Origin of the sequence: Lysinibacillus sp. VIII_CA (assembly GCF_049943995.1) — a bacterium.
In the GTDB taxonomy this organism is placed as follows: Bacteria; Bacillota; Bacilli; order Bacillales_A; family Planococcaceae; genus Lysinibacillus; species Lysinibacillus pinottii.
In genome coordinates this window covers 20,276-43,638 of sequence record NZ_JBNFXM010000028.1, presented here as the reverse complement: position 1 = coordinate 43,638, position 23,363 = coordinate 20,276, and the positions used below count along the sequence as shown (strand labels likewise).

Sequence of the window (23,363 nt, the reverse complement as noted above, 5' to 3'; positions counted from 1 at the left end):
AACACGGAAGTTAAGCTCTTTAGCGCCGATGGTAGTTGGGGGCTTCCCCCTGTGAGAGTAGGACGTCGCTAGGCACTTAAAAAGTCATGGATATATTCCATGGCTTTTTTTATTTTATAAAATAAAAAGTAGTGGTATAATTCACTAAATGTTAAATTTATACTGATGTAAGGATAATTAAAATAGACAGCACTTCCTACTTATCTTGAATGGAATGATGGAGGAATGAAAATGAAGCGTAATATGTTTTCGACTCTTTCGATTCTGTGCCTACTCCTAACATTCTTAATGTTTGGATATGATTCTACAAAATGGTATGGGAGTTTTTTTAAATTCCTCTCTGACCTGAGTATATTTACGCCATTTATACTAGGAGGAATAGGTATGGTTAGTACCTTTTTAGGTATTAAAGAATATCGTTTCATTCTTGTTGTCCTTCATTCATTCTTGTTGCTACTAATATTAGGCATCTATATAAAAGCTTTATATGGATTTTACTGAACTTGCAAGTAAAACTGCGGATATATATCTGCAGTTTTTTATATTTAACAAACAATTAATTAGTTCTTACACACTTCCTAAGGCAACTCAAGGTATAATGAAGTAACAAGTGCTAGGAAATAAATTATGTTATTGAAAGGGAGAAAAAGTTGGGAAAGAAGCAAATTTGGTATGAAGTACAAGAAAACGAATCCATTGAAGAATGTTTAGAAAGAATGCGAAACGATGGGTACATGGCAATTGGACGAAAAGAAGAGCCACTATTTCATTTAGTCGATGGTGAACCAACATTATTACGTCAAAAAATTCAATTTAAAGCTATACTTACTCAAGATATGGAATGATTTTGACTAAAATCCGAACGTTTTTTTTAGGTTATAAAAAAATGTTCGCATTTTTGCATTGACGATAATACGATCCCTTGTTAAAATATGATAAGGAAAAACAAATAAATCCCACATATATGCTAGAGGATTGGCTCTAGTGTCTCTACCCGGCACCGTAAATGCTGGACTATGCGGGAAAGCACTTTTGGCTTTTATGAGAAGATCCATGTACAAAATTGTATATGGACAAATTCTTGCCCTTATAAGTCCTCAAGTAAGCTGCTTTCACGCGTAAAGGTAGAGAGTAGTTTATTTGGGGATTTTCTTTGTAAAAAGGTAAAAATTGCAGAGCTATTTTATATAGAGGCTTGCACAATAATTGATCATTTTTCTATCGTTTAAAAGGAGCGACAATTTATGAATCCGAAAATCGGTGTCATTATGGGTAGTTCAAGTGACTGGGAAACAATGAAACATGCATGTGATATTTTAGACGAATTACAAGTACCGTACGAAAAGAAGGTTGTATCTGCACATCGAACACCAGATTTAATGTTTGAATATGCGGAAACAGCACGCAAACGGGGAATACAAGTAATTATAGCTGGGGCAGGCGGAGCTGCACATTTACCTGGAATGGTAGCAGCTAAAACAACTTTACCTGTCATCGGTGTACCAGTTCAATCACGTGCACTGAATGGGCTTGATTCACTGCTATCCATCGTTCAAATGCCTGGTGGTGTGCCTGTAGCAACTGTAGCTATTGGGAAAGCGGGAGCAACAAACGCAGGTTTACTAGCAGCTCAGATTTTGTCAACGACAGATGCAGAACTTGCTGACAAGTTAGATGCTCGACGTGAAGCTACAAAGCAGCAAGTTTTAGAAAGCACAGGTGACTTAGTGTGACAAAAATTATTTATCCTGGACAAACGATAGGTATTATAGGCGGGGGGCAGCTTGGTCGAATGATGGCTCTTGCTGCAAAGGAGTCTGGTTTTAAAATTGCTGTACTGGAACCGGCAATGGACTCACCTTGTGGGCAGGTGGCAGATGTTCGTATTGTAGCTCCCTATGATGATGAAGCTGCTTTAGAAGAACTTGCAGAAGTCAGTGATGTCATCACATATGAATTCGAAAATATTGATTATGAAGGCTTAAAGCGTTTATCACAAATGGCTTATGTTCCTCAGGGAGCTGAATTGGTACGCATTACACAAAACCGCATAACCGAAAAGGACGCGATTGTGAGAGCTGGTTGCCCAGTAGCACCATATATTGTTGCAAAAACTTATGAAGAATTAGTAGCCAATATTGATTCGATTGGTTATCCTTGTATAGTCAAAACAGCAAGAGGTGGTTATGATGGCAAGGGACAGCAGCTGTTAACATCAACTGAAGATCTTCCGTTAGCGAAAGAACTCTTTATGCATTCTCCATGTATTGCTGAAGGATTCGTACCCTTCGTAAAAGAGGTATCAGTCATTGTTCAAAGAAATGGTAGTGGTGAATCGTATTGCCAGCCAGTTGGAGAGAACATTCATGTTCATCATATTCTGCACGAAACAATTGTGCCTGCTCGCATAACAGAAAGCACAGCCCAGGCTGCCGAACGAGAAGCTTTAAAAATTGCAGATTACTTACATTTAGTAGGAACGTTAGCGGTAGAAATGTTTGTGCTAGAAGATGGTGGCATTGTGATTAATGAATTAGCACCAAGACCTCATAATTCAGGGCACTATTCAATAGAAGCGTGTAATGTTTCACAATTCCATCAGCATATACGAGCTGTTTGTGGTTGGCCATTACGTAAGCCAGAGCTTTGGGCACCATCCATTATGATCAATGTATTAGGGCAGCATGTCGTGCCATTGAGTAACTCCATTGCTAAATATCCTGAATGGTCTATCCATCTTTATGGGAAAGCTGAGGCTAAGGTTAACCGTAAGATGGGCCATGTAACGATTATGACAAAAAACTTAGAAGAAACATTACAACAAATCGAGAGTTCTGGCATTTGGTCAGAATAGAAGGAGATACGCAATGATTGAACGTTACACAAGACCCGAAATGGGCGCAATTTGGACAGAACAAAATAAATATCAAGCTTGGCTAGAGGTAGAAATCCTAGCTTGTGAGGCGTGGGCTGAAATCGGCGATATTCCAAAAGAGGATGTTGCTAAAATTCGTGAGAATGCTTCATTCGATGTGAACCGTATTTTAGAAATTGAACAAGAGACTCGTCATGACGTAGTAGCCTTTACACGTGCCGTTTCAGAAACCCTTGGTGAAGAGCGTAAATGGGTACATTATGGTTTAACTTCTACAGACGTAGTAGACACAGCACTTTCTTATTTAATCAAACAAGCAAATGATATTTTACGTAAAGATATCGTGAATTTCATTGATATTATTGCTGTTAAGGCAAAAGAACATAAACATACAGTGATGATGGGCCGTACTCATGGTGTCCATGCAGAGCCAACAACTTTTGGTTTAAAGCTGGGTTTATGGTATGAGGAAATGAAGCGTAACTTGGAACGTTTTGAAGCAGCAGCTAAAGTAATTGAAACTGGAAAAATGTCTGGCGCCGTTGGAACATATGCCAATATTGATCCTCGTGTTGAGCAATATGTTTGTGATCAACTAGGTCTAGCTGCATCACCGATTTCAACACAAACCTTACAGCGTGATCGTCATGCACAATATTTAGGTGCATTAGCTTTAATCGCTACTTCCATTGAAAAATTCGCAACAGAAATTCGTGGTTTACAGAAATCTGAGACACGCGAAGTGGAAGAAGCTTTTGCTAAAGGTCAAAAAGGATCTTCAGCAATGCCACATAAACGTAATCCAATCGGCTCTGAAAACATGGTTGGGATGTCTCGTTTAATGCGCGGATACATGGTGACTGCTTATGAAAATGTCGCTTTATGGCATGAACGTGATATTTCTCATTCTTCTGCAGAGCGTGTTATTTTACCGGATGCAACGATTACTCTTAACTATATGTTAAATCGCTTCGGTAATATTGTGAAAAACTTAACAGTATTCCCTGAAAACATGAAACGTAATATGACTCGTACATTCGGTCTTATTTACTCTCAGCGCATTTTGTTAGCATTAATTGATAAAGGATTAGTACGTGAGGAAGCTTATGATACTGTACAGCCTTTAGCTATGCAGGCATGGGACGAGCAGGTACAGTTCCGCACATTAGTGGATGCAAGTGAAAAAATCACATCTTATTTAACAAAAGAAGAGCTGGACGAGTGCTTTGATTATAACTACCACTTACAGCATGTTGATATGATTTTTGAACGTCTAGGACTTAACTAATATTTATTTCGCCAATACAAAATAAATGTTAGAGCCACCAGTAAATGCTTCAGAATTGAATCGTGGAGAACACGGTTCGATTCTGATCATTCATAAAAGCGTATCTCATAATATCAGGGGGAAAAACGAATGACTAAAGGTCAACTTTTGTATGAAGGTAAAGCAAAAAAATTGTATACAACTGAGGAGCCGAATGTGCTGCTTGTGGAGTACAAGGATAGTGCGACTGCATTCAATGGTGAAAAGAAAGAAGAAATAGAAGGTAAGGGCATTTTAAATAATCGCATTACTTCATTAATTTTCGAAAAATTACAAGGAAACGGAATTGCGTCACATTTCGTAAAACAATTATCTGATACGCAACAACTTGTAAGAAAAGTAGATATTATTCCGATTGAAGTAGTCGTTCGTAATATAGTTGCAGGAAGTTTAGCAAAGCGTATTGGTCTTGAAGAGGGGACACCTTTAAAACGACCAATCGTCGAGTTTTACTATAAGGACGATGAGTTAGGTGATCCATTCATCACGACAGAGCATATAGATGTTCTTGAGCTTGCAACGTCTGCTGAAGTATCGGCTATTTACGATAAGGCACTAGCTATTAACAAAGTTCTACAGCCAATCTTTGCTGATGTCAATGTGACGCTAATTGATTTTAAATTAGAGTTTGGCCGTGATGCTGATGGTCATGTTTTATTGGCAGATGAAATTTCACCAGATACATGTCGACTTTGGGATGCAACAACGAAGCAAAAGTTAGACAAAGATGTTTTTCGTAGAGACCTTGGTAATTTAACTGAAGTTTATACTATTATACTTTCTAGACTCGGAGGCAAATAACAATGAAAAAAGTAAAAATCTATGTAACATTACGTGAGAGCATTCTTGATCCACAAGGCTCTGCAGTACAGGGTTCTTTAGCTAAAATGGGCTACGGTGAAGTAGAGGATTTACGTATCGGTAAATATCTTGAACTATCAATTAATGATACAGAGCGTGACATTGATACTCTAGTAAAAGAAATGTGTGAAAAGGTTTTAACGAATGTTGTCATTGAGGACTACCGTTATGAAGTCGAGGAGGCTAACTAATCATGAAATTCGCAGTACTCGTATTCCCTGGGTCAAACTGTGATATCGATATGTATCATGCGATTAAAGACGAGCTAGGTGAAGAAGTAGAATATGTATGGCATACAGCAACAGATCTAAGTGGCTTTGATGGTGTATTAGTACCTGGAGGATTTTCATATGGAGATTATCTTCGTTGTGGTGCAATGGCTAATCAATCTAACATTATGGCAGAAGTTAAGAAAGTAGCAGACGCAGGTAAGCCTGTACTAGGTGTATGTAATGGATTCCAAATCCTAACAGAGGCGGGATTATTGCCAGGTGCTTTATTACGCAATACAAACTTGAAATTTATGTGCCGTACAGTGCAGCTAAAAGTGGAGAACAACAATACATTATTCACAAACCAATACGAGCAAGGTCAAATTATTCATATCCCAATCGCACATGGTGAAGGGAATTACTACTGTGATGAGGAGACATTACAATCATTAAAAGATAATAATCAAATCGTATTCACATACTCAGGTGACAATCCAAACGGTTCTTTGGAAGATATCGCAGGGATTATAAACGAGCGCGGCAATGTATTAGGGATGATGCCCCACCCAGAACGAGCTGTTGATGCACTGGTGGGTGGCGCAGACGGTTTAGCAGTATTTAAATCAATTGTGAAGCAGTGGAGGGAAAATCATGTCAACAACTAAGTTTGAGCCAACAGCACAGCAAATTAAAGATGAAAAGCTATACGCTGGAATGGGGATGTCAGACGAAGAATTTGCATTGGTAGAAGGTATTTTAGAACGCCTACCTAATTGGACAGAGACAGGTCTTTTCTCAGTAATGTGGTCTGAACACTGCTCATACAAAAATTCAAAACCGGTATTACGTAAATTCCCTACAAAGGGGCCACAAGTTTTACAAGGACCTGGGGAAGGTGCAGGTATTGTTGATATCGGTGACGAACAAGCCGTAGTGTTTAAAATGGAATCTCATAACCACCCATCTGCAATTGAGCCATACCAAGGGGCTGCAACTGGTGTTGGCGGTATTATACGTGATGTTTTCTCTATGGGGGCACGTCCTATCGCAATGCTGAACTCATTACGCTTTGGTGAATTAAAATCAGCGCGCGGTAAATTTTTATTTGAAGAAGTCGTAGCTGGAATCGCTGGATATGGTAACTGTATCGGTATTCCTACAGTAGGTGGCGAGATTCAATTCGATCCTTGCTATGAAGGCAATCCACTTGTTAATGCGATGTGTGTAGGCTTAATTGATCATAAAGATATTCAACGAGGTATTGCAGCAGGTGTTGGAAATACAGTGATGTACGTGGGTGCGAAAACAGGGCGAGATGGAATTCATGGTGCGACATTTGCTTCTGAAGAATTAACGGAGGAATCAGAAAATCAACGTCCAGCGGTACAAGTAGGGGACCCATTCATGGAGAAGCTTTTACTTGAAGCCTGTTTAGAAGTTGTGAAATCGGATGCTCTAGTTGGTATTCAAGATATGGGCGCAGCTGGTCTTACTTCTTCTTCAGCAGAAATGGCTTCAAAAGCTGGCTCTGGTGTAGAAATGAATTTAGATTTAGTACCTCAACGTGAGACAGGTATGACAGCATACGAAATGATGCTATCTGAATCTCAAGAGCGTATGCTGCTAGTCGTGAAAAAGGGTCGCGAGGATGAAATTAAGGCTATTTTTGATAAATATGATTTAGATGCGGTAGCAATTGGTCGTGTAACAGATGATAAAATGCTTCGCCTTTTACACAATGGACAAATAGTGGCAGAAGTACCTGCGGATGCGTTAGCCGAGGATGCTCCAGTTTACCATAAGCCATCTGCTGAACCTGCTTACTATGCTCAGTTCCAAGCAATTGAAAATACAGAGCCAGTTGTAACAGATTATAAAGAAACGTTAAATGCTTTATTAAAAGCACCGACAATTGCTTCAAAAGAATGGGTTTACGATCAGTACGATTATCAGGTTCGTACGTCAACTGTTGTTAAACCAGGTTCAGATGCTGCAGTTATTCGTGTACGTGGTACAAATAAAGGTTTAGCAATGACAACAGACTGCAACTCTCGCTATATTTATTTAGATCCAGAAGTCGGTGGCGCTATTGCAGTGGCTGAAGCAGCTCGTAATATTGTTGCTACTGGTGGTACACCACTTGCAATTACAGACTGCTTAAATTTTGGTAATCCAGAGAAGCCAGAAATCTTCTGGCAAATTGAAAAATCTGCTGATGGTATTTCGGCAGCATGTACAGCATTGAATGCACCAGTAATTGGCGGTAACGTATCGCTTTATAATGAGCGCTCTGGTGAAGCCGTTTATCCAACACCGACAATTGGTATGGTAGGTCTAATCGAAGACTTAGCGCATGTTACAACACAGGAAGTAAAGGGCGCAGGAGATATCGTATTTGTCATTGGTGAAACAACGACTGAGTTCGGTGGTTCAGAGCTTCAAAAATTATTAAATAATGGCGTTATTTCTGGGAAAGCACCAGCTATCGATTTAGAGATAGAAGCAGCACGTCAGCAGGCTTTATTAAAGGCTATAAAAGCTGGTATTGTGCAGTCTGCGCATGATGTGGCTGAGGGTGGTCTTGCAGTGGCTATTGCAGAAAAAACTTTCAGTGCAAATGGTCTTGGTGTTGAGGTTACATTAACAGGTTCTGCTACAACTGCGTTATTCAGTGAAAGTCAATCACGATTTGTTGTTACTGTTAAAGAAGAACATGCAGCTACATTTGTCGAAATCATCAAAGATGCTCATAAAATTGGCGTCGTAACAAACGATGCACTTGTTAAAATCAACGGGGACAAAGGTGTGCTTGTAGAAGGTACAGTGGAGGAATTCCGTTCTAATTGGAAAGGAGCAATCCCATGCTTGCTGAACTCAGAGGCTTAAATGAAGAATGTGGGGTGTTTGGTATTTGGGGTAACCCAAATCCAGCACACCTTAGTTATTACGGGCTTCATGCTCTTCAACACCGTGGTCAAGAAGGCGCAGGTATCGTCGTTTCCGATGGTCAGCACCTTCGCGCGGTAAAAGGCGAAGGACTAGTTAATGATGTTTTCAACGAAGATAAATTAAAGGCAGTGAACGGCAAAGCAGCCATTGCCCATGTTCGTTATACAACTGCTGGTGGTGGCGGTATTGAAAATGTACAGCCATTACTATTTCATTCCTCAACTGGTAGCCTTTCTATTGCCCATAACGGTAACTTAGTCAATGCGACACATCTTAAACAGTATTTAGAGCGACAAGGTAGTATTTTCCACTCTAGCTCTGATACAGAAGTGCTGGCGCATCTTATTAAGAAAAGTTCGCATTCACCATTTCGGGCTAAAGTGAAAAATGCCCTTTCTTTATTAAAGGGTGCGTATTCTTGCTTAATTATGACAAAGGATGAAATGCTTGTTGCACGTGATCCACATGGTTTACGCCCGCTCTCTCTTGGTAAGCTAGGAGAAGGCTGGGTAGTAGCTTCTGAAACTTGTGCATTTGATTTAATAGGAGCGGAGTTCGTTCGTTCTGTAGAACCAGGTGAATTATTAATTATTAACGATGAGGGTGTAAAGTCAGACCGCTTTGCTGAGATGGAAAAGCGTTCTATGTGTGCGATGGAATATGTGTATCTAGCACGTCCTGATTCGGATATTGATGGTATTAATGTCCATATGGCACGTAAACGTATGGGGAAACAGCTTGCTCGTGAATGCGCGCATATTGAGGCTGATGTTGTAACGGGGGTACCGGATTCTAGTATTTCAGCTGCTATCGGTTTTGCAGAAGAAAGTGGTATTCCTTATGAACTTGGTCTGATTAAAAACCGTTATGTAGGGCGTACTTTTATTCAACCGACACAGGAATTACGAGAACGTGGTGTGAAAATGAAGCTTTCACCAGTTGTTCAAGTTGTCAAAGGTAAACGCGTAGTGATGGTAGACGATTCTATTGTACGTGGAACAACTTCACGTCGAATTGTCAAAATGTTAAAAGACGCTGGTGCAGCAGAGGTTCACGTGGTCATTTCGTCACCACCTATGACAAACCCTTGTTATTATGGCATCGATACGTCAACACATGAAGAACTTATTGCTTCCAGTCATAATGTGGATGAAATTCGTGAAGTAATTGGTGCAGATTCTCTGACATTCCTTTCTGTTGAAGGTATGGTTGAGACCATTGCACGTCCATATGAAGATGAAAACCGTGGACTATGCCTTGCATGCTTTACAGGTAAATATCCAACAGAGATTTTCCCGGATACCATCTTACCACATGAAAAAGAACTTTTACGTTAAAAAAACATCGCAGTGAATTAGTGTCTACTAGAAGGTTGAAAAATGAATTCTAGGATACTGGTAGGCGATTTAGATGATAAGGAGGAACTCTGCGTGTCAAAGGCATATGAACAAGCAGGAGTAAATATTGAAGCGGGCTATGAAGCTGTAAAACGAATGAAATCTCATGTTGAACGGACAAACCGTCTAGGTGTCATGGGAACGTTTGGTGGCTTTGGTGGTATGTTTGACTTGTCAGAACTAAATCTAAAAGAACCTGTTCTTATTTCAGGAACTGATGGTGTTGGGACAAAGCTAAAGCTAGCCTTTATGGTAGACAAGCACGATACAATTGGTGTGGATTGTGTAGCAATGTGCGTGAATGATATCGTTGCACAAGGAGCGGAGCCGCTATACTTTTTAGATTACGTAGCACTTGGAAAAGCAGAACCTGCAAAAATTGAGCAAATTGTTAAAGGTGTTGCGGATGGCTGTGTGCAATCAGGTGCAGCTCTAATTGGTGGCGAAACAGCAGAAATGCCAGGTCTATATGAAGAGGATGAATATGATTTAGCTGGCTTTGCAGTGGGGGCTTGTGAAAAGTCTGCCATTGTGACAGGAGAAAGAATTGTCGAGGGCGATGTACTTATTGGTATTGCTTCAAGTGGTGTGCATTCAAACGGTTATTCTTTAGTGCGTAAAATTGTCTTTGCAGATCGTCAATATGCGGTGGATGCCATTGTAGAAAATTATGAGGATTTAGGACCAATCGGCGAGGCGCTATTAGTGCCAACAAAGCTTTATGCTAAGCCTGTATTAGCGGCTTTAAAAGCAGCAGATGTACACGGCTGTGCCCACGTTACTGGTGGAGGTTTCTATGAAAATTTACCACGTATGATGCCTGAAGGATTAGCTACAGAAATTGACTTAGGTTCATGGCCAGTATTACGTATCTTTGAATTCCTAAAGGATAAAGGTCAGTTAGAAGATAAGGATTTATATAATGTGTTTAATATGGGGATAGGTTTTGTCATAGCTGCTCCAGCAGCAGAAGCCGATAAAGTGATGGCAGCAGTAGAAGCAAATGGTGAAAAGGCTTATACAATCGGTCGTGTTATTAAAGGCAATGGAGTAGTGTTTAATGGAACACATGATGGGAGTTTAGTGTAATGACTGCACCAACAAAAATTGCCGTGTTCGCATCAGGGAGCGGTAGTAATTTTCAAGCCATTCAAGAGGCTATTGAACGAAAGGAACTGCATGCAAAGATTGAGCTAGTAGTGACAGATAAGCCTGGTGCATATGTAGTGACACGTGCTGAACACTTGGGGATTCCTGTATTAGCCTTGAACCCAAAAGATTTTGCCTCGAAAGCAGCTTACGAGAAAGTAATTGTCGATGCACTACATGAGTGCGATGTGAAATGGATTGTGCTTGCGGGATATATGCGTTTAATCAGTGATGTATTATTGGCGGCCTTTCCGCAGCGAATTGTTAATATTCATCCTTCCTTATTGCCAGCCTTTCCTGGGAAGGATGCTATCGGACAAGCATTGAATCATGGGGTGAAAATAACGGGCGTAACGGTACATTTTGTTGATGAAGGAATGGATACTGGCCCAATTATCGCACAGGCTGCTGTATCTGTCATTGAAGGAAATCGAGAGGCAACAGAAGCTGCTATTCATAAGCAAGAGCATTTATTATATACAAAGGCTTTACAGCAATTATTACAATAACTGAAGGAGGAGTTAGGTCGAGAACCTTACTCAACACCTAACTCTATAAATCTATGACAGCAAGTTAGTTCGTGCAAGCACGATAAAAATTAGGAGGATATTGTTGTGACAAAACGTGCATTAATCAGTGTTTCCAATAAAGATGGTATTTTAGAATTTGCAAAGGAATTAGTAGCATTAGGTTATGAAATTTTATCAACAGGCGGTACTAAAAAAATGCTACAGGACAATGCAGTAGCTGTAACGGCAGTAGATGAAGTAACGAAGTTTCCTGAAATTTTAGATGGCCGTGTTAAAACTTTAAATCCAATGATTCACGGTGGTTTATTAGGGAAATTTGATGATGACTCTCATCAGGCACAAATGAATGAGCATGGAATTGAGCCAATAGAAATTGTTTGTGTCAATCTTTATCCATTCGTTGAAACAATTTCAAAGCCTAATGTAACATGGGATGATGCGATTGAGAACATAGATATCGGTGGTCCTACAATGTTACGATCTGCTGCAAAAAACCATCAATATGTAACAGTCATCGTAGACAGCAATGACTATGCAACAGTGTTAGAGGAACTAAAAGCTGGTGGTGCCACAACAATTGAGACACGTCGTAAATTGGCTGCAAAGGTTTTCCGTCACACAGCCGCCTATGATTCGTATATCTCGAATTATTTGACAGAAGAAGAGTTCCCAGAGAGCCTAACAATGACGTATGAATTAAAGCAGAACTTACGCTATGGTGAAAATCCTCACCAAAAAGCGGCATTTTACCAAAAACGTCTAGGGTCTGATTTCTCATTAGCTTATGCCACACAATTACATGGTAAAGAGTTATCCTATAACAACATTCAAGATGGGAATGCAGCTTTGCAAATCGTGAAAGAGTTTGAAATGCCAGCTGCAGTTGCTGTAAAGCATATGAATCCTTGTGGAGTTGGAACAGGCGTCACATTAGAGGAAGCATTTGATAAAGCGTATGAGGCAGATCCAACATCTATTTTTGGTGGAATTATCGCTCTTAATATGGAAGTGGATGCAGCAACTGCTGAGAAGCTAAGCCATATTTTCCTAGAAATTATTATTGCTCCTGCTTTTTCACAAGAGGCACTCGATATTTTAACGAAAAAGAAAAATATTCGCTTATTAACAATTCCATTCGAGCAAGCTAAGCAAGATCAATTTAATGTAGTATCTGTAGAGGGCGGTCTGCTTGTACAGGAACCAGATCGCTATGGTTTTGCCAATGCAGATATAAAGGTAGTAACAGATCGTGAACCAACAAAACAGGAATGGGAAGCATTGCAACTGGGGTGGTCTGTTGTGAAGCATGTTAAATCAAACGCGATCGTTGTAACGGATTCTCAAATGACACTTGGAGTAGGCGCTGGTCAAATGAACCGCGTTGGCGCTGCTAAAATTGCCTTTGAGCAGGCTGGTGAAAAAGCAAAGGGTGCTGCATTGGCATCAGATGCATTTTTCCCAATGAGTGATACTGTTGAGGCTGCAGCGGCAGCAGGTATTACAGCTATTATTCAACCAGGTGGATCTATTAAAGATCAAGATTCAATCGATAAAGCAAATGAATATGGTATTACGATGATATTTACAGGCGTACGCCATTTTAAACACTAATTAATATTGACATAAAACAGACCGAGATGTGGGTTCATCTCGGTCTTACTCACAAAGAGGAGGATTCTCTAAAATGAATGTATTAGTAATCGGAAGTGGCGGTCGTGAGCATGCAATCGCTAGACAATTTAACATTTCTCCATCCGTTAACCAAGTATTTGTAGCACCAGGAAATGACGGGATGCGAGGCGAGGTAGAAGTAGTTAGTATTGACACAATGGATTTTGCAGGACTTGCCCAATTTGCTAAGGAAAATGATATTACTTTAACATTTGTCGGCCCAGAACAACCACTTGCTGAAGGGATTGTCGATTTCTTCACAGCTCGTGGATTACAAATTTTTGGTCCGACAAAGATGGCTGCTCAATTAGAAAGTAGTAAGTCGTATGCAAAAGATGTGATGAGTAAATACAATATACCAACAGCCGCCCATAAAACATTTACTGATGCAGAACAAGCTATTGCCTATATTAAAGAACAGGGCGCACCCATTGTTATTAAAGCGGATGGTTTAGCAGCTGGTAAGGGCGTTGTTGTGGCGATGACAGAGCAAGAAGCCATTGAAGCTGTGCAAGATATGATTGGCAATCAACGCTTTGGTGAATCATCTTCTCGCGTTGTCATCGAAGAATTTTTAGACGGGGAAGAGTTCTCCTTTATGTCCTTTGTGCATAAAGGACAAATATATCCCATGGTGATTGCACAGGACCATAAACGTGCCTATGACGGTGATAGAGGACCTAATACAGGTGGGATGGGTGCTTACTCACCAGTACCACAAATCTCACAAGAAGTTGTAGATATCGCTTACCAAACGATTGTTAAGCCAACTGTCAAAGGGATGGAGGCGGATGGCGCTTCCTTTACAGGTATTTTATATGCAGGCTTAATTTTAACGAAGAAGGGTCCTAAGGTTATTGAGTTTAATGCACGCTTTGGTGATCCAGAAACACAAGTAGTTTTACCTCGAATGGCTTCTGACTTTGGTGCATTTATGGTGGCATTAATGAACGAGCAACCCTTTGATTTGCAATGGTCTGAAGATGCTATGCTGGGCGTTGTCATTGCAGCTGAAGGATATCCTGGCGATGTTGAAAAAGGTAAAACATTACCCAATTTAGCGGAGATATCCAAGTCATATGCTGTATTCCATGCAGGTACAAAATTAGTAGATGGCCAATTTGTTGGGAATGGTGGTCGTGTTCTGTTAGTTGGGGCTAAAGCGCCTACTTTACAGGAAGCACAGGAAAAAGTATATGCTGGCATGACTAAAGAAACATGGGATCACTTTTTCTTCCGCAAAGATATTGGATGGCGTACGTTCAAAAAATAATCATTATTTTTACTAAAATTTAAAATATTTTTAATCCTCTTTTGAAACCTCTTAAAGTTTCAAACGTAAGAGGTAAGAGCCGTCTCCAAATTAGATTGGGACGGCTCCTTTGACTAAGAAGGGTTTTGAGCAGTATTCGATGTCGAATTGCTCCTTGTTGAGGAATTTTGAGTTGAAGTGCTGGTATCAGATTGCGTTGAAGCGGTATCTTGTGAACCTGAGGAATTGCCAGCTATTGCAGAAGAGAAATCCTTCATGAGTTTATCGATTTGCTCAGAGGACATAGAATTTTGCCCGCTGAACATACTTTGCATAGAGGTGTTCATGGCATTTTGCATATTGGTGCTCATGAGAGCCTTGGCAGGGCAATATTTAAAGATTCCTTCTGCCATTTTCATGGCTCCTAATGCAATCATTAATCGACCTTTTGTACAATTAGGATTTCTTGAAACTTTAGCGATACCGAATGCTGTCAAACTTGTACCCATGGCAAAACGACAAAATGCATTTTTTTCGCTTAAATTTGCTTGCTGCATCATATTACTTCCTCCTTTAGTCATTGTGGAAAAAATTAAGCGAGGTGCACTTTGCTTTATGAAAGTGCTGTGTTACGATTGAAACAAGATGATTGCATAAAGCATAAATTTTATGAAAGTATGCGATTATGCAATAGTAGTATGTGATTCAAGGTTGATTTTACACAATGAAAAATTACGTAATTTAGGAAGGAGCGAATAGCATGGATCCAGTATGGAAAATAACAAAAATACGTCAGCAATTAGCTGTAATTGATGGAAAAAAGGCGCCTGATATTGTGCTGAAAAATGCAAGGTACTTGCATAGTATGATGAAACAGTGGATTGTAGGAAACATTTGGATTTTAGGGGACCGCATTGTCTATGCTGGTGACAGGATGCCTCCTTTAATAGAAGGAACACAAGTAGTGGATTGTACAGGGAAAACAGTTGTACCAGGCTATATTGAGCCACATGTACATCCTTTCCAGCTTTATCACCCACAATCCTTTGCAGATTTTTGTGGTCAGCTAGGGACAACAACTTTTATTTCTGATAATTTAAGTTTTGTTTTAAATTTAGAAAATAAGAAAGCGTTTTCAATTTTAGATCATTTAAAAAAGTTGCCGTTTTCTTTTTATTGGTGGACTCGCTTTGATTCGCAAACTGAGTTGGAGCAGGAGGAAGAAGTTTTCTCTAACACGTCTATATTAGAATGGTTAGAGCGAAGTGATGTTTTGCTTGGGGGAGAGTTGACAGGCTGGCCTAAGCTATTACATGGGGACGATCAAATGCTTTATCGCATGCAAATGGCAAAGGGACTAGGTAAAAAAATCGAAGGTCATTTTCCAGGAGCCTCTGAGAGAACTTTAGCTCGTATGAAACTTCTTGGTGCGGATGGTGATCATGAGGCGATGATGGTGGAAGAAGTGGAACGTCGTATAATGCAAGGTTATGCTGTTACATTACGTCATTCTTCTATTCGACCAGATTTACCGCACCTATTAAAAGGAATCGTAGAAAAAGAGCTTCCTATTTTTGATCATTTAATGATGACAACAGATGGTTCACCACCTTCGTTCCATGAGGATGGGGTGATGGATAAGTGTATACAAGCAGCCCTAGATGCAGGAGTTTCTCCAATCGATGCCTACCAAATGGCTTCGTATAATGTAGCGCGCTATTATAATATGTCCAATTTACATGGTTTTATCGCGACAGGTCGCTTTGCCTCACTTAATATTTTACAAGATGAATATCATCCTGTACCTGAAAGTGTCCTATCAAAAGGCGTTTGGCTAAAACGTGATGGAGATCGTGTGCATAGGCTGGCAGCCATTGATTATTCTGCTATCCCCGCATTTCATTTAGATTTTTCATTAGACGCACAAGATTTCCAGTTTTCTATGCCTTTTGGAATTCAGCTTGTTAATGATGTCATTACAAAACCGTATAATTCATTAATTACTAGAGAAGGGCAACTAGCGGATCACGATGAGTGCTATTTAATGCTAATAAACAGGCAAGGTCACTGGCATGTTAATACAATGATTAAAGGGTTTGCAACAGGTGTTCAAGGCTTTGCATCGTCCTACTCAAACACAGGCGATATTTTATTAATCGGAAAAAATAAAGAAGATATGATCAAAGCCTTCGAAGAAATGAAGGCCATGAATGGTGGTATCGTCCTTGTAGAAAAAGGGGAAGTCATAGCAGATATACCATTATCAATTGGTGGACTTTTATATGATGGGGATGTATTGACACTAGCAGAGAAAGAAAAGGCTTTAAAGCAAGCTTTAGCAGAGCGTGGGTATCATTTAGGAGATGCTATTTACACGCTATTATTTTTACAGTCCACTCATTTACCCTATATTCGTATAACACCGAAAGGGATTTTCGATGTAATGAAGAATAAGTTATTATTGCCTGCTGTTATGCGCTAATATATGAAAGTGTAAACAGGTACTTTCATATGGAAATGTTCAAAGGAGAGTAATGCTTGTGTTCAAAACGAAGAAATTATGGATGACTATGGCATTTAGCGCTTTAGTGATCGGAGGATGCTCAAAGGATACACCCAAGGTTAAAGAAGATGATGAGAGGGTAACACAGGAAGAAAAAGTAGTTGAGGAGCAAATACAGAAACCAGCATTTGTTGCGCCACTTACAGGAGAGGCAGTGCAAGAGGAAATTACTCAACGGCCTATTGTCGTGACGATTAATAATCATCCAGCTGCACGTCCGCAATCAGGATTAGCTGCAGCGGATATCATTTATGAGATGCTTGCGGAAGGCAATGTGACTCGCTTTTTAGCAGTTTATCAAAGTGAGCTACCTGAAAATATAGGGCCGGTTCGTAGTGCACGCTCTTATTTTATCGATATAGCAAAAGGATTCAATGCCTTTTATGTAGCTCATGGTTATAGTCCAGAGGCGAAAACAATGCTCGATAATCGTGTAGTCGACAATATCAACGGAATGGCTTATGATGGTATACTTTTTAAACGTTCAAGCGAACGAGTTGCACCACATAATTCATATATTACATCGGAAAAGATCAGAAAAGGTGCTGAAATGGTAGGCGCTTCAATGAATTACAGTGAAAAAGTACTTCAGGCTTTTTATGAACCCGATGAACGTGGTAAAATAGGCATTGAAACAAGTCAAGTTGATATTTACTACGGGAATAATGAAGATTTCCACAATTCGTATGTGTATGATCATCAAAGTAATTATTATGAACGACAATCGGCTGGCGTGGACACAAAAGATATGTTAACCGGCGAAGCATTATCATTGGCAAATGTTCTATTTTTTGAAATGGATCACCAAATAGTCGATGATATTGGTCGCCAAACAATTGATTTAACTTCTGGTGGAAATGCGTACGTATTTCAAAATGGCTATTTGAGGGAAGTCAAATGGGCTAATGTGAATGGAATACCAACGGCTGTTGAGCAATCAGGGGAGCCTGTAAAGCTAGTACCTGGAAAGTCGTGGGTCCATTTTGTACCATCCTCACCAGGGTTACAAGCAATGGTGAAAACGCAGCCTTAAAGGGAGGAAAATTGCATGCAAATCGAAAAAATTCGAGGGCATCAAACAGATCAGTTATTTAAAGCAGTGTTAGAGCTGAAAGACATCGAAGAATGCTATAAGTTTTTTGATGATTTATGTACGATTAGTGAAATTCAATCGTTGGCACAACGCTTTGAGGTTGCACATTTATTACGTTTAAAGAAAACCTATGAATCCATTAAAAAGGAAACAGGTGCAAGTACAGCAACGATTTCACGTGTTCGACGTTGCTTCGATTATGGAAACGATACATATGATGAAATGCTAGGTCGTTTGTATCCTGATGAGAAACCATTTCAAGCACCAAAAGAATAGTTGAAAAAGAGACTGGGTAGATGTTCTACCCAGTCTTTTTCATTTTTTTGTGGTCCATCATAAGCTATACTTGTAAACGAATAGATAGAAAACGATAGGTGGTAAAATAAATGGATTATTTAGAATGGAGACATGTGTTCAAGTTAGATCCTGCAAAGGACATATCAGATGAAGACTTAGAAAAAATTTGTGAATCTGGAACTGACGTTATTTTAGTCGGTGGCACAGACAATGTGACATTGGATGGGGTATTAGATTTACTTGTTCGTGTTAGGCGGTTCGAAGTCCCGATAGCTTTGGAAATTTCAACGATTGATGCGATTACACCAGGCTATGACTATTACTTTATTCCGACGGTCTTAAATAGTGATGATCCAAAATGGATTAAAAATTTGCATCATGCAGCTATTAAAGAATTTGGAGATATTATGGTGTGGGATGAATTAGTAGCAGAAGGTTATTGTATTTTAAATCCGGATTGTAAAGTGGCACATGTAACAGGTGCTACAACAGATTTATCGATAGACGATATCGTAGCCTATGCACGTATGGCAGAAAATTTCTTTAAACTTCCGGTGTTTTATTTAGAGTACAGTGGAATTTACGGAAATCCAGAAGTAGTAAGTGCTGTGAAAAATGAATTGAAGCACACTAAGCTCTTTTATGGTGGAGGCATTACATCAGCCAAGCAGGCAGAGGAAATGGCACAGTATGCAGACACGGTTGTAGTTGGAAATATTATTTATGAAGATTTAAAAGCTGCACTTGCGACTGTTAAGGCTGTTAAAAATACGTTATAATTTTAGAACAAATGTTTGTAAGGCGGTGCGAAATGGAACAGTTAACAAAAAATTTACTAGCAGGAATGAATCCTGAACAAGAAAGAGCGGTCAAAACCACTGAGGGACCACTACTGATTATGGCTGGTGCTGGGTCAGGAAAAACACGAGTATTAACACATCGTATTGCTTACTTAATTATAGAAAAGGAAGTATACCCATCCAAAGTTTTAGCCATTACGTTTACTAATAAAGCTGCTCGTGAAATGCGAGAGCGTATCGACGGTATTCTTGGCAATGGGACAGGCGATAGTATGTGGGTATCTACTTTCCACTCCATGTGTGTAAGAATTTTACGTCGCAATATCGATCAACTAGGCATATCTCGTAATTTCTCCATCCTAGATTCTACGGATCAACTTTCAGTGATTAAAAATGTAATGAAGGATGAGAATATCGATCCAAAGCGTTTTGAGCCAAGAGCAATTTTAAATGCTATTAGTGCAGCTAAAAATGAGTGTATTACAGCAGATGATTACGCCGGTCATATGAATGATAAAAATCCTTATGAACAAACCGTTGCACGTGTTTATAAAGGCTATGAAAAAAGATTACGTCGTAACCAATCCCTCGATTTTGATGATTTAATTATGACAACCATTACGTTGTTCAAACGCGTACCAGAGGTGTTGGAATACTATCAAAATAAATTTCAATATATTCATGTAGATGAATATCAGGATACCAATAAATCCCAATACTTACTTGTGCAATTATTAGCTAAAAAATTTAAAAATATTTGTGTTGTAGGGGATTCTGATCAATCAATTTATCGCTGGCGTGGTGCAGATATCGGTAATATCCTTTCCTTTGAAAAGGATTATCCGAATGCTAAGGTGATTATGCTTGAGCAAAATTATCGTTCAACTAAACGCATCCTCCAAGCAGCAAATGACGTCATTCAAAATAATACAACACGTTACCCAAAAGAACTGCGTACAGAAAATGCAGAGGGAGAAAAAATTGCGTTATACAAAGCTTATAATGAGCAGGAAGAAGCACAATTTGTTGTACAAACCATCCAACAGTTGATGGAAAAGGAAAACCGTACATTTGATGATTTTGCCATTTTATATCGTACGAATGCTCAGTCACGTGTGATGGAGGAAGTACTTGTTAAATCCAATATGGTGTATCAAATTGTTGGCGGGACAAAGTTCTATGATCGAAAAGAAATAAAAGACTTACTTGCTTATTTGCGCCTTATTGCTAATAATGACGATGATTTATCACTTGCACGTATTATTAATGAACCCAAACGTAGTATAGGCGCCACTTCTTTTGAGAAAATGGCCCGTTATGCTATTGAGCAGGATCGTTCCATTTTTGATGCTATGAATGATCTTATTTTCATGGGTCTATCTGGGAAAGCGGCAAACTCAGCAGAGCAATTTTATGCAATGATTAAAGGTTTTACTGAAATGCAAGAATATTTATCGGTCACTGAAATTGTTGAGCAAGTCATTGATAAATCTGGGTACCGTACAATGCTCCAAAATGAAAAGACGATTGAAGCTGAAAGTCGTTTAGAGAATATTGAAGAGTTCTTATCTGTCACAAAAGCATTTGAGGAGCGCAGTGATGATAAAAGTTTAATAGCATTTTTAACAGATTTAGCATTAATTGCTGATATCGATGCACTTGATAAAGAGGATGCTTCCAAGGGAAATATTATTTTAATGACGATGCATGCTGCTAAGGGCTTAGAGTTTCCTATTGTTTTTATTATCGGTATGGAGGAAAATATCTTCCCGCATTCGCGCTCCCTTGATGATCAAGATGAAATGGAAGAAGAACGTCGCCTTATGTATGTTGGTGTGACGCGCGCAGAGGAACGTCTATATTTAACATGTGCACAAAGCCGAACAATTTTTGGCCGTTCGAGCTTTAATAATGCTTCACGATTTTTAGGTGAGATTTCCGAAGATATTACCGAATCCATCTCCAAAGCTGGTGCTAAAACGAATGTACCGTTTGCTACTAGCAATCGTTCAAGTAATTATCAAAAACGTACACTTGGGTCCGTTCAACAAACTCAGCCTGCCACAGCGCGCTTACAATCGACAGGCGGAGATCAGTACGGCTGGAAGGCTGGAGACAAAGCCGTCCATAAAAAGTGGGGCACAGGTATGGTTGTAAGTGTAAAAGGCGAAGGTGATAGTACAGAGCTTGATATCGCTTTTCCACAACCAATTGGTATTAAGCGATTACTGGCACAATTTGCACCGATTGAAAAAGCGTAAGCGGAGGAACGTAAATGAACGAAATAGAACAGCGAATAGCGGAGTTAAATAAATTATTACATGAATATGGTTATGCCTATTATGTACTAGATAAACCAGTCGTTGCTGACAGTGTTTATGATCAATTATTGCATGAATTGATTGCGTTAGAAGAGGCCAATCCATCACTTATTTTTCCCGATTCACCCACGCAACGTGTTGGCGGAACTGTCGTAGAGGGCTTTAAAAAGGTGACACATGATTACCCAATGCTAAGTCTATCAAACGCTTTTAACGAAGCAGATTTACAAGAATTTGATCGTAAGGTTCGACAGGCTATTGGTGATCATTTCTCCTATGTATGTGAGCTGAAAATAGATGGTCTTGCCATTTCGTTAAAATATGAAAATGGCGTGTTTGTCCAGGGTGCAACAAGAGGAGATGGTGTTGTAGGGGAAGAAATTACAGCCAATTTAAAGACCATTCATGCTATTCCTCTGCGTTTAAAAGAACCAATTACAATCGAAGTACGCGGTGAGGCGTACATGCCAAAAAAATCATTTGAAAAATTAAATGCGCAACGTGCTGACAATGGTGAAGAACTATTTGCTAACCCACGTAATGCTGCTGCAGGCTCTTTACGACAGTTAGACCCTAAAATTGCTGCAAGTCGCCAGCTATCAACTTTCATCTATGCCATTGGAGGAGATGGTGAAATCTATGGCATCGATGGACATGCAGAAATGCTTGATTATTTAGAGGATCTAGGTTTCCCTTCCAATAAGGAGCGTCAGCGTTGCTCTACAATTGAAGAGGTTATGGCCTTTATTGAGCATTGGACAGAAAATCGTCCACATCTAGCCTATGAAATAGATGGAATCGTTATAAAAGTCGACCGCTATGCTCAACAAGATGAGCTAGGCTATACGGCAAAAAGTCCACGCTGGGCCATTGCTTATAAATTCCCTGCAGAGGAAGTTGTCACGACATTACTAGATATTGATTTAACAGTAGGGCGTACAGGGGTTGTCACGCCAACAGCTATTTTAACGCCTGTTCAAGTAGCGGGGACGACGGTGCAGCGTGCTTCCTTACACAATGAAGATCTTATACGAGATAAAGATATACGTCTTGGGGATACGGTCATTATTCGAAAGGCCGGTGATATTATTCCACAAGTTGTTGGTGTGCTCATCGAGCAGCGTCCTGAAAACTCTGTACCGTTTGAGATGCCTAAAAATTGTCCGGTTTGTGATAGTGAATTGATTCGTATTGAGGGTGAGGTTGCTTTGCGCTGTGTAAATCCTGCATGCTTTGCTCAAATTGCAGAAAGCATTAAATATTTTGTGTCTCGTAATGCTATGAATATTGATGGCCTTGGAGATAAAGTGGTTGAGCAGTTATTGCGTGCGGATTTAATACATGATGTATCTGATTTATATCATTTAACCATTGAGCAATTGGTTGAGCTAGAACGGATGGGCGAAAAATCTGCAACCAATTTAGTCAATGCGATTCAAGCCTCGAAGGAAAATTCGATGGAACGTTTATTAATTGGTCTAGGAATTCGTCACGTTGGTGAAAAGGCTGCAAAAATTGTATCAGAGCAATTTGGCTCAATGGAAGCTGTCATGGCAGCAACAGAGGAACAACTTGTGGCTATCTATGAGATTGGCGATAAAATGGCATCGTCATTAGTGGAATACTTCTCCAATGATGACGCACGTGCAGTCATTGAACGTCTTGCTGAAGTGGGCGTGAATATGACTTTTAAAGGAAAAAAAGTAGAAGTAGTGGTAGGCGATAATCCTTTTGCAGGAAAAACAATTGTTTTAACTGGTAAACTTGAGCAATTGACACGTAACGAAGCAAAGGCGAAAATAGAAGAGTTAGGTGGGACTGTCACAGGTAGTGTCAGTAAAAAAACGGATCTTGTTATCGCAGGCGAGGATGCAGGCTCTAAGCTAGCAAAGGCTGAGCAATTAGGTATTGAAGTTTGGAATGAAGACAACTTAATTGAACAACTTAACCTTATCTAATAAATATACTGAAGATATAACCTCATAAAAGACATGCGTTTTGCTAAATGGTTATATCTCAGTGATTCGTCGAACCAAATTGATTATGAGTAAAGGAGCACTAAATAT

20 protein-coding genes, 1 rRNA gene and 1 riboswitch are annotated in these 23,363 nt (G+C 39.6%); of the genes, 20 read left to right on the top strand and 1 reads right to left on the bottom strand.

Annotation, left to right across the window (positions count from 1 at the left end; genetic code table 11):
* The 14 genes from rrf to purD form a co-directional block, all read left to right on the top strand.
* Nucleotides 1-74 (top strand): 5S ribosomal RNA (gene rrf, locus ACP3VS_RS22545); the annotation flags it as partial.
* Nucleotides 75-650: 576 nt separating this feature from the next.
* Complete coding sequence (locus ACP3VS_RS22540) at nt 651-845, top strand: NETI motif-containing protein (protein ID WP_012292006.1); 195 nt, start codon at nt 651-653, stop codon at nt 843-845.
* 93 nt (nt 846-938) lie between these two features.
* A riboswitch (purine riboswitch) is annotated at nt 939-1,037 on the top strand.
* Nucleotides 1,038-1,244: 207 nt separating this feature from the next.
* The gene (gene purE / locus ACP3VS_RS22535; protein WP_031416790.1) at nt 1,245-1,733 is read left to right on the top strand and encodes a 5-(carboxyamino)imidazole ribonucleotide mutase; all 489 of its coding nucleotides are present in this window, start codon (nt 1,245-1,247) and stop codon (nt 1,731-1,733) included.
* Nucleotides 1,730-2,854, top strand: coding sequence for a 5-(carboxyamino)imidazole ribonucleotide synthase (gene purK, locus ACP3VS_RS22530; protein ID WP_012292009.1), 1,125 nt, complete (start codon nt 1,730-1,732; stop codon nt 2,852-2,854). Before purE ends, purK begins: the two co-directional genes overlap by 4 nt.
* Before the next feature lie 13 nt (nt 2,855-2,867).
* The gene (gene purB, locus ACP3VS_RS22525; protein ID WP_012292010.1) at nt 2,868-4,163 is read left to right on the top strand and encodes an adenylosuccinate lyase; all 1,296 of its coding nucleotides are present in this window, start codon (nt 2,868-2,870) and stop codon (nt 4,161-4,163) included.
* A 129-nt stretch (nt 4,164-4,292) separates the two neighbouring features.
* Nucleotides 4,293-5,003, top strand: coding sequence for a phosphoribosylaminoimidazolesuccinocarboxamide synthase (gene purC, locus ACP3VS_RS22520; RefSeq protein ID WP_012292011.1), 711 nt, complete (start codon nt 4,293-4,295; stop codon nt 5,001-5,003).
* Between the two features lie 2 nt (nt 5,004-5,005).
* Entirely contained in the window at nt 5,006-5,254 is a 249-nt protein-coding gene (gene purS / locus ACP3VS_RS22515; protein WP_012292012.1) for a phosphoribosylformylglycinamidine synthase subunit PurS, read from the top strand.
* Between the two features lie 2 nt (nt 5,255-5,256).
* Nucleotides 5,257-5,940 (top strand): phosphoribosylformylglycinamidine synthase subunit PurQ, encoded by a 684-nt coding sequence (gene purQ / locus ACP3VS_RS22510; RefSeq protein WP_012292013.1) that lies wholly within the window; start codon nt 5,257-5,259, stop codon nt 5,938-5,940.
* Nucleotides 5,927-8,161, top strand: a complete 2,235-nt coding sequence (gene purL, locus ACP3VS_RS22505) for a phosphoribosylformylglycinamidine synthase subunit PurL (protein ID WP_289449800.1) — start codon at nt 5,927-5,929, stop codon at nt 8,159-8,161. Before purQ ends, purL begins: the two co-directional genes overlap by 14 nt.
* Nucleotides 8,137-9,561 (top strand): amidophosphoribosyltransferase, encoded by a 1,425-nt coding sequence (purF, locus tag ACP3VS_RS22500; protein WP_031416793.1) that lies wholly within the window; start codon nt 8,137-8,139, stop codon nt 9,559-9,561. Before purL ends, purF begins: the two co-directional genes overlap by 25 nt.
* 93 nt (nt 9,562-9,654) lie before the next feature.
* Nucleotides 9,655-10,710, top strand: coding sequence for a phosphoribosylformylglycinamidine cyclo-ligase (gene purM / locus ACP3VS_RS22495; RefSeq protein WP_012292016.1), 1,056 nt, complete (start codon nt 9,655-9,657; stop codon nt 10,708-10,710).
* The gene (gene purN, locus ACP3VS_RS22490; protein ID WP_012292017.1) at nt 10,710-11,279 is read left to right on the top strand and encodes a phosphoribosylglycinamide formyltransferase; all 570 of its coding nucleotides are present in this window, start codon (nt 10,710-10,712) and stop codon (nt 11,277-11,279) included. The genes purM and purN overlap by 1 nt, the downstream gene beginning before the upstream one ends.
* Before the next feature lie 105 nt (nt 11,280-11,384).
* Nucleotides 11,385-12,911 (top strand): bifunctional phosphoribosylaminoimidazolecarboxamide formyltransferase/IMP cyclohydrolase, encoded by a 1,527-nt coding sequence (gene purH / locus ACP3VS_RS22485; protein WP_012292018.1) that lies wholly within the window; start codon nt 11,385-11,387, stop codon nt 12,909-12,911.
* Nucleotides 12,912-12,984: 73 nt separating this feature from the next.
* A complete protein-coding gene (gene purD / locus ACP3VS_RS22480) occupies nt 12,985-14,244 on the top strand; it encodes a phosphoribosylamine--glycine ligase (protein ID WP_012292019.1) in 1,260 nt (419 codons plus the stop codon).
* Between the two features lie 113 nt (nt 14,245-14,357).
* Here purD and ACP3VS_RS22475 read toward each other — a convergent pair whose 3' ends face one another.
* Nucleotides 14,358-14,783, bottom strand: coding sequence for a YgaP-like transmembrane domain (locus tag ACP3VS_RS22475; RefSeq protein ID WP_051563166.1), 426 nt, complete (start codon nt 14,781-14,783; stop codon nt 14,358-14,360).
* A gap of 200 nt (nt 14,784-14,983) precedes the next feature.
* Here ACP3VS_RS22475 and ACP3VS_RS22470 point away from each other — a divergent pair, with 200 nt between their 5' ends.
* The 6 genes from ACP3VS_RS22470 to ligA all read left to right on the top strand — a co-directional run bounded on the left by ACP3VS_RS22470 (nt 14,984) and on the right by ligA (nt 23,255).
* Complete coding sequence (locus tag ACP3VS_RS22470; protein ID WP_426390037.1) at nt 14,984-16,705, top strand: adenine deaminase C-terminal domain-containing protein; 1,722 nt, start codon at nt 14,984-14,986, stop codon at nt 16,703-16,705.
* A 58-nt stretch (nt 16,706-16,763) separates the two neighbouring features.
* Entirely contained in the window at nt 16,764-17,819 is a 1,056-nt protein-coding gene (locus ACP3VS_RS22465; protein ID WP_036160415.1) for a DUF3048 domain-containing protein, read from the top strand.
* Nucleotides 17,820-17,834: 15 nt separating this feature from the next.
* Nucleotides 17,835-18,155 carry a YerC/YecD family TrpR-related protein gene (locus ACP3VS_RS22460; protein WP_004225717.1) on the top strand — a complete coding sequence of 107 codons (321 nt, stop codon included), beginning with the start codon at nt 17,835-17,837 and terminating at the stop codon, nt 18,153-18,155.
* 110 nt (nt 18,156-18,265) lie between these two features.
* The gene (locus ACP3VS_RS22455) at nt 18,266-18,955 is read left to right on the top strand and encodes a heptaprenylglyceryl phosphate synthase (RefSeq protein ID WP_031416796.1); all 690 of its coding nucleotides are present in this window, start codon (nt 18,266-18,268) and stop codon (nt 18,953-18,955) included.
* 32 nt (nt 18,956-18,987) lie between these two features.
* Nucleotides 18,988-21,237 carry a DNA helicase PcrA gene (pcrA, locus tag ACP3VS_RS22450; protein WP_012292024.1) on the top strand — a complete coding sequence of 750 codons (2,250 nt, stop codon included), beginning with the start codon at nt 18,988-18,990 and terminating at the stop codon, nt 21,235-21,237.
* Nucleotides 21,238-21,251: 14 nt separating this feature from the next.
* A complete protein-coding gene (ligA, locus tag ACP3VS_RS22445) occupies nt 21,252-23,255 on the top strand; it encodes an NAD-dependent DNA ligase LigA (RefSeq protein ID WP_012292025.1) in 2,004 nt (667 codons plus the stop codon).
* The last annotated feature ends 108 nt before the right edge of the window (nt 23,256-23,363 follow it).

Excerpts from the sequence above, each read along its gene's own strand:
- ligA (WP_012292025.1), top strand. The coding sequence starts at position 21,252 with ATGAACGAAATAGAACAGCGAATAGCGGAGTTAAATAAATTATTACAT.
- purF (WP_031416793.1), top strand. The coding sequence starts at position 8,137 with ATGCTTGCTGAACTCAGAGGCTTAAATGAAGAATGTGGGGTGTTTGGT.
- purB (WP_012292010.1), top strand. The coding sequence starts at position 2,868 with ATGATTGAACGTTACACAAGACCCGAAATGGGCGCAATTTGGACAGAA.
- pcrA (WP_012292024.1), top strand. The coding sequence starts at position 18,988 with ATGGAACAGTTAACAAAAAATTTACTAGCAGGAATGAATCCTGAACAA.
- ACP3VS_RS22455 (WP_031416796.1), top strand. The coding sequence starts at position 18,266 with ATGGATTATTTAGAATGGAGACATGTGTTCAAGTTAGATCCTGCAAAG.
- purN (WP_012292017.1), top strand. The coding sequence starts at position 10,710 with ATGACTGCACCAACAAAAATTGCCGTGTTCGCATCAGGGAGCGGTAGT.
- purS (WP_012292012.1), top strand. The coding sequence starts at position 5,006 with ATGAAAAAAGTAAAAATCTATGTAACATTACGTGAGAGCATTCTTGAT.
- ACP3VS_RS22470 (WP_426390037.1), top strand. The coding sequence starts at position 14,984 with ATGGATCCAGTATGGAAAATAACAAAAATACGTCAGCAATTAGCTGTA.
- purD (WP_012292019.1), top strand. The coding sequence starts at position 12,985 with ATGAATGTATTAGTAATCGGAAGTGGCGGTCGTGAGCATGCAATCGCT.
- purC (WP_012292011.1), top strand. The coding sequence starts at position 4,293 with ATGACTAAAGGTCAACTTTTGTATGAAGGTAAAGCAAAAAAATTGTAT.
- ACP3VS_RS22475 (WP_051563166.1), bottom strand. The coding sequence starts at position 14,783 with ATGATGCAGCAAGCAAATTTAAGCGAAAAAAATGCATTTTGTCGTTTT.
- purQ (WP_012292013.1), top strand. The coding sequence starts at position 5,257 with ATGAAATTCGCAGTACTCGTATTCCCTGGGTCAAACTGTGATATCGAT.
- purL (WP_289449800.1), top strand. The coding sequence starts at position 5,927 with ATGTCAACAACTAAGTTTGAGCCAACAGCACAGCAAATTAAAGATGAA.
- purE (WP_031416790.1), top strand. The coding sequence starts at position 1,245 with ATGAATCCGAAAATCGGTGTCATTATGGGTAGTTCAAGTGACTGGGAA.
- ACP3VS_RS22460 (WP_004225717.1), top strand. The coding sequence starts at position 17,835 with ATGCAAATCGAAAAAATTCGAGGGCATCAAACAGATCAGTTATTTAAA.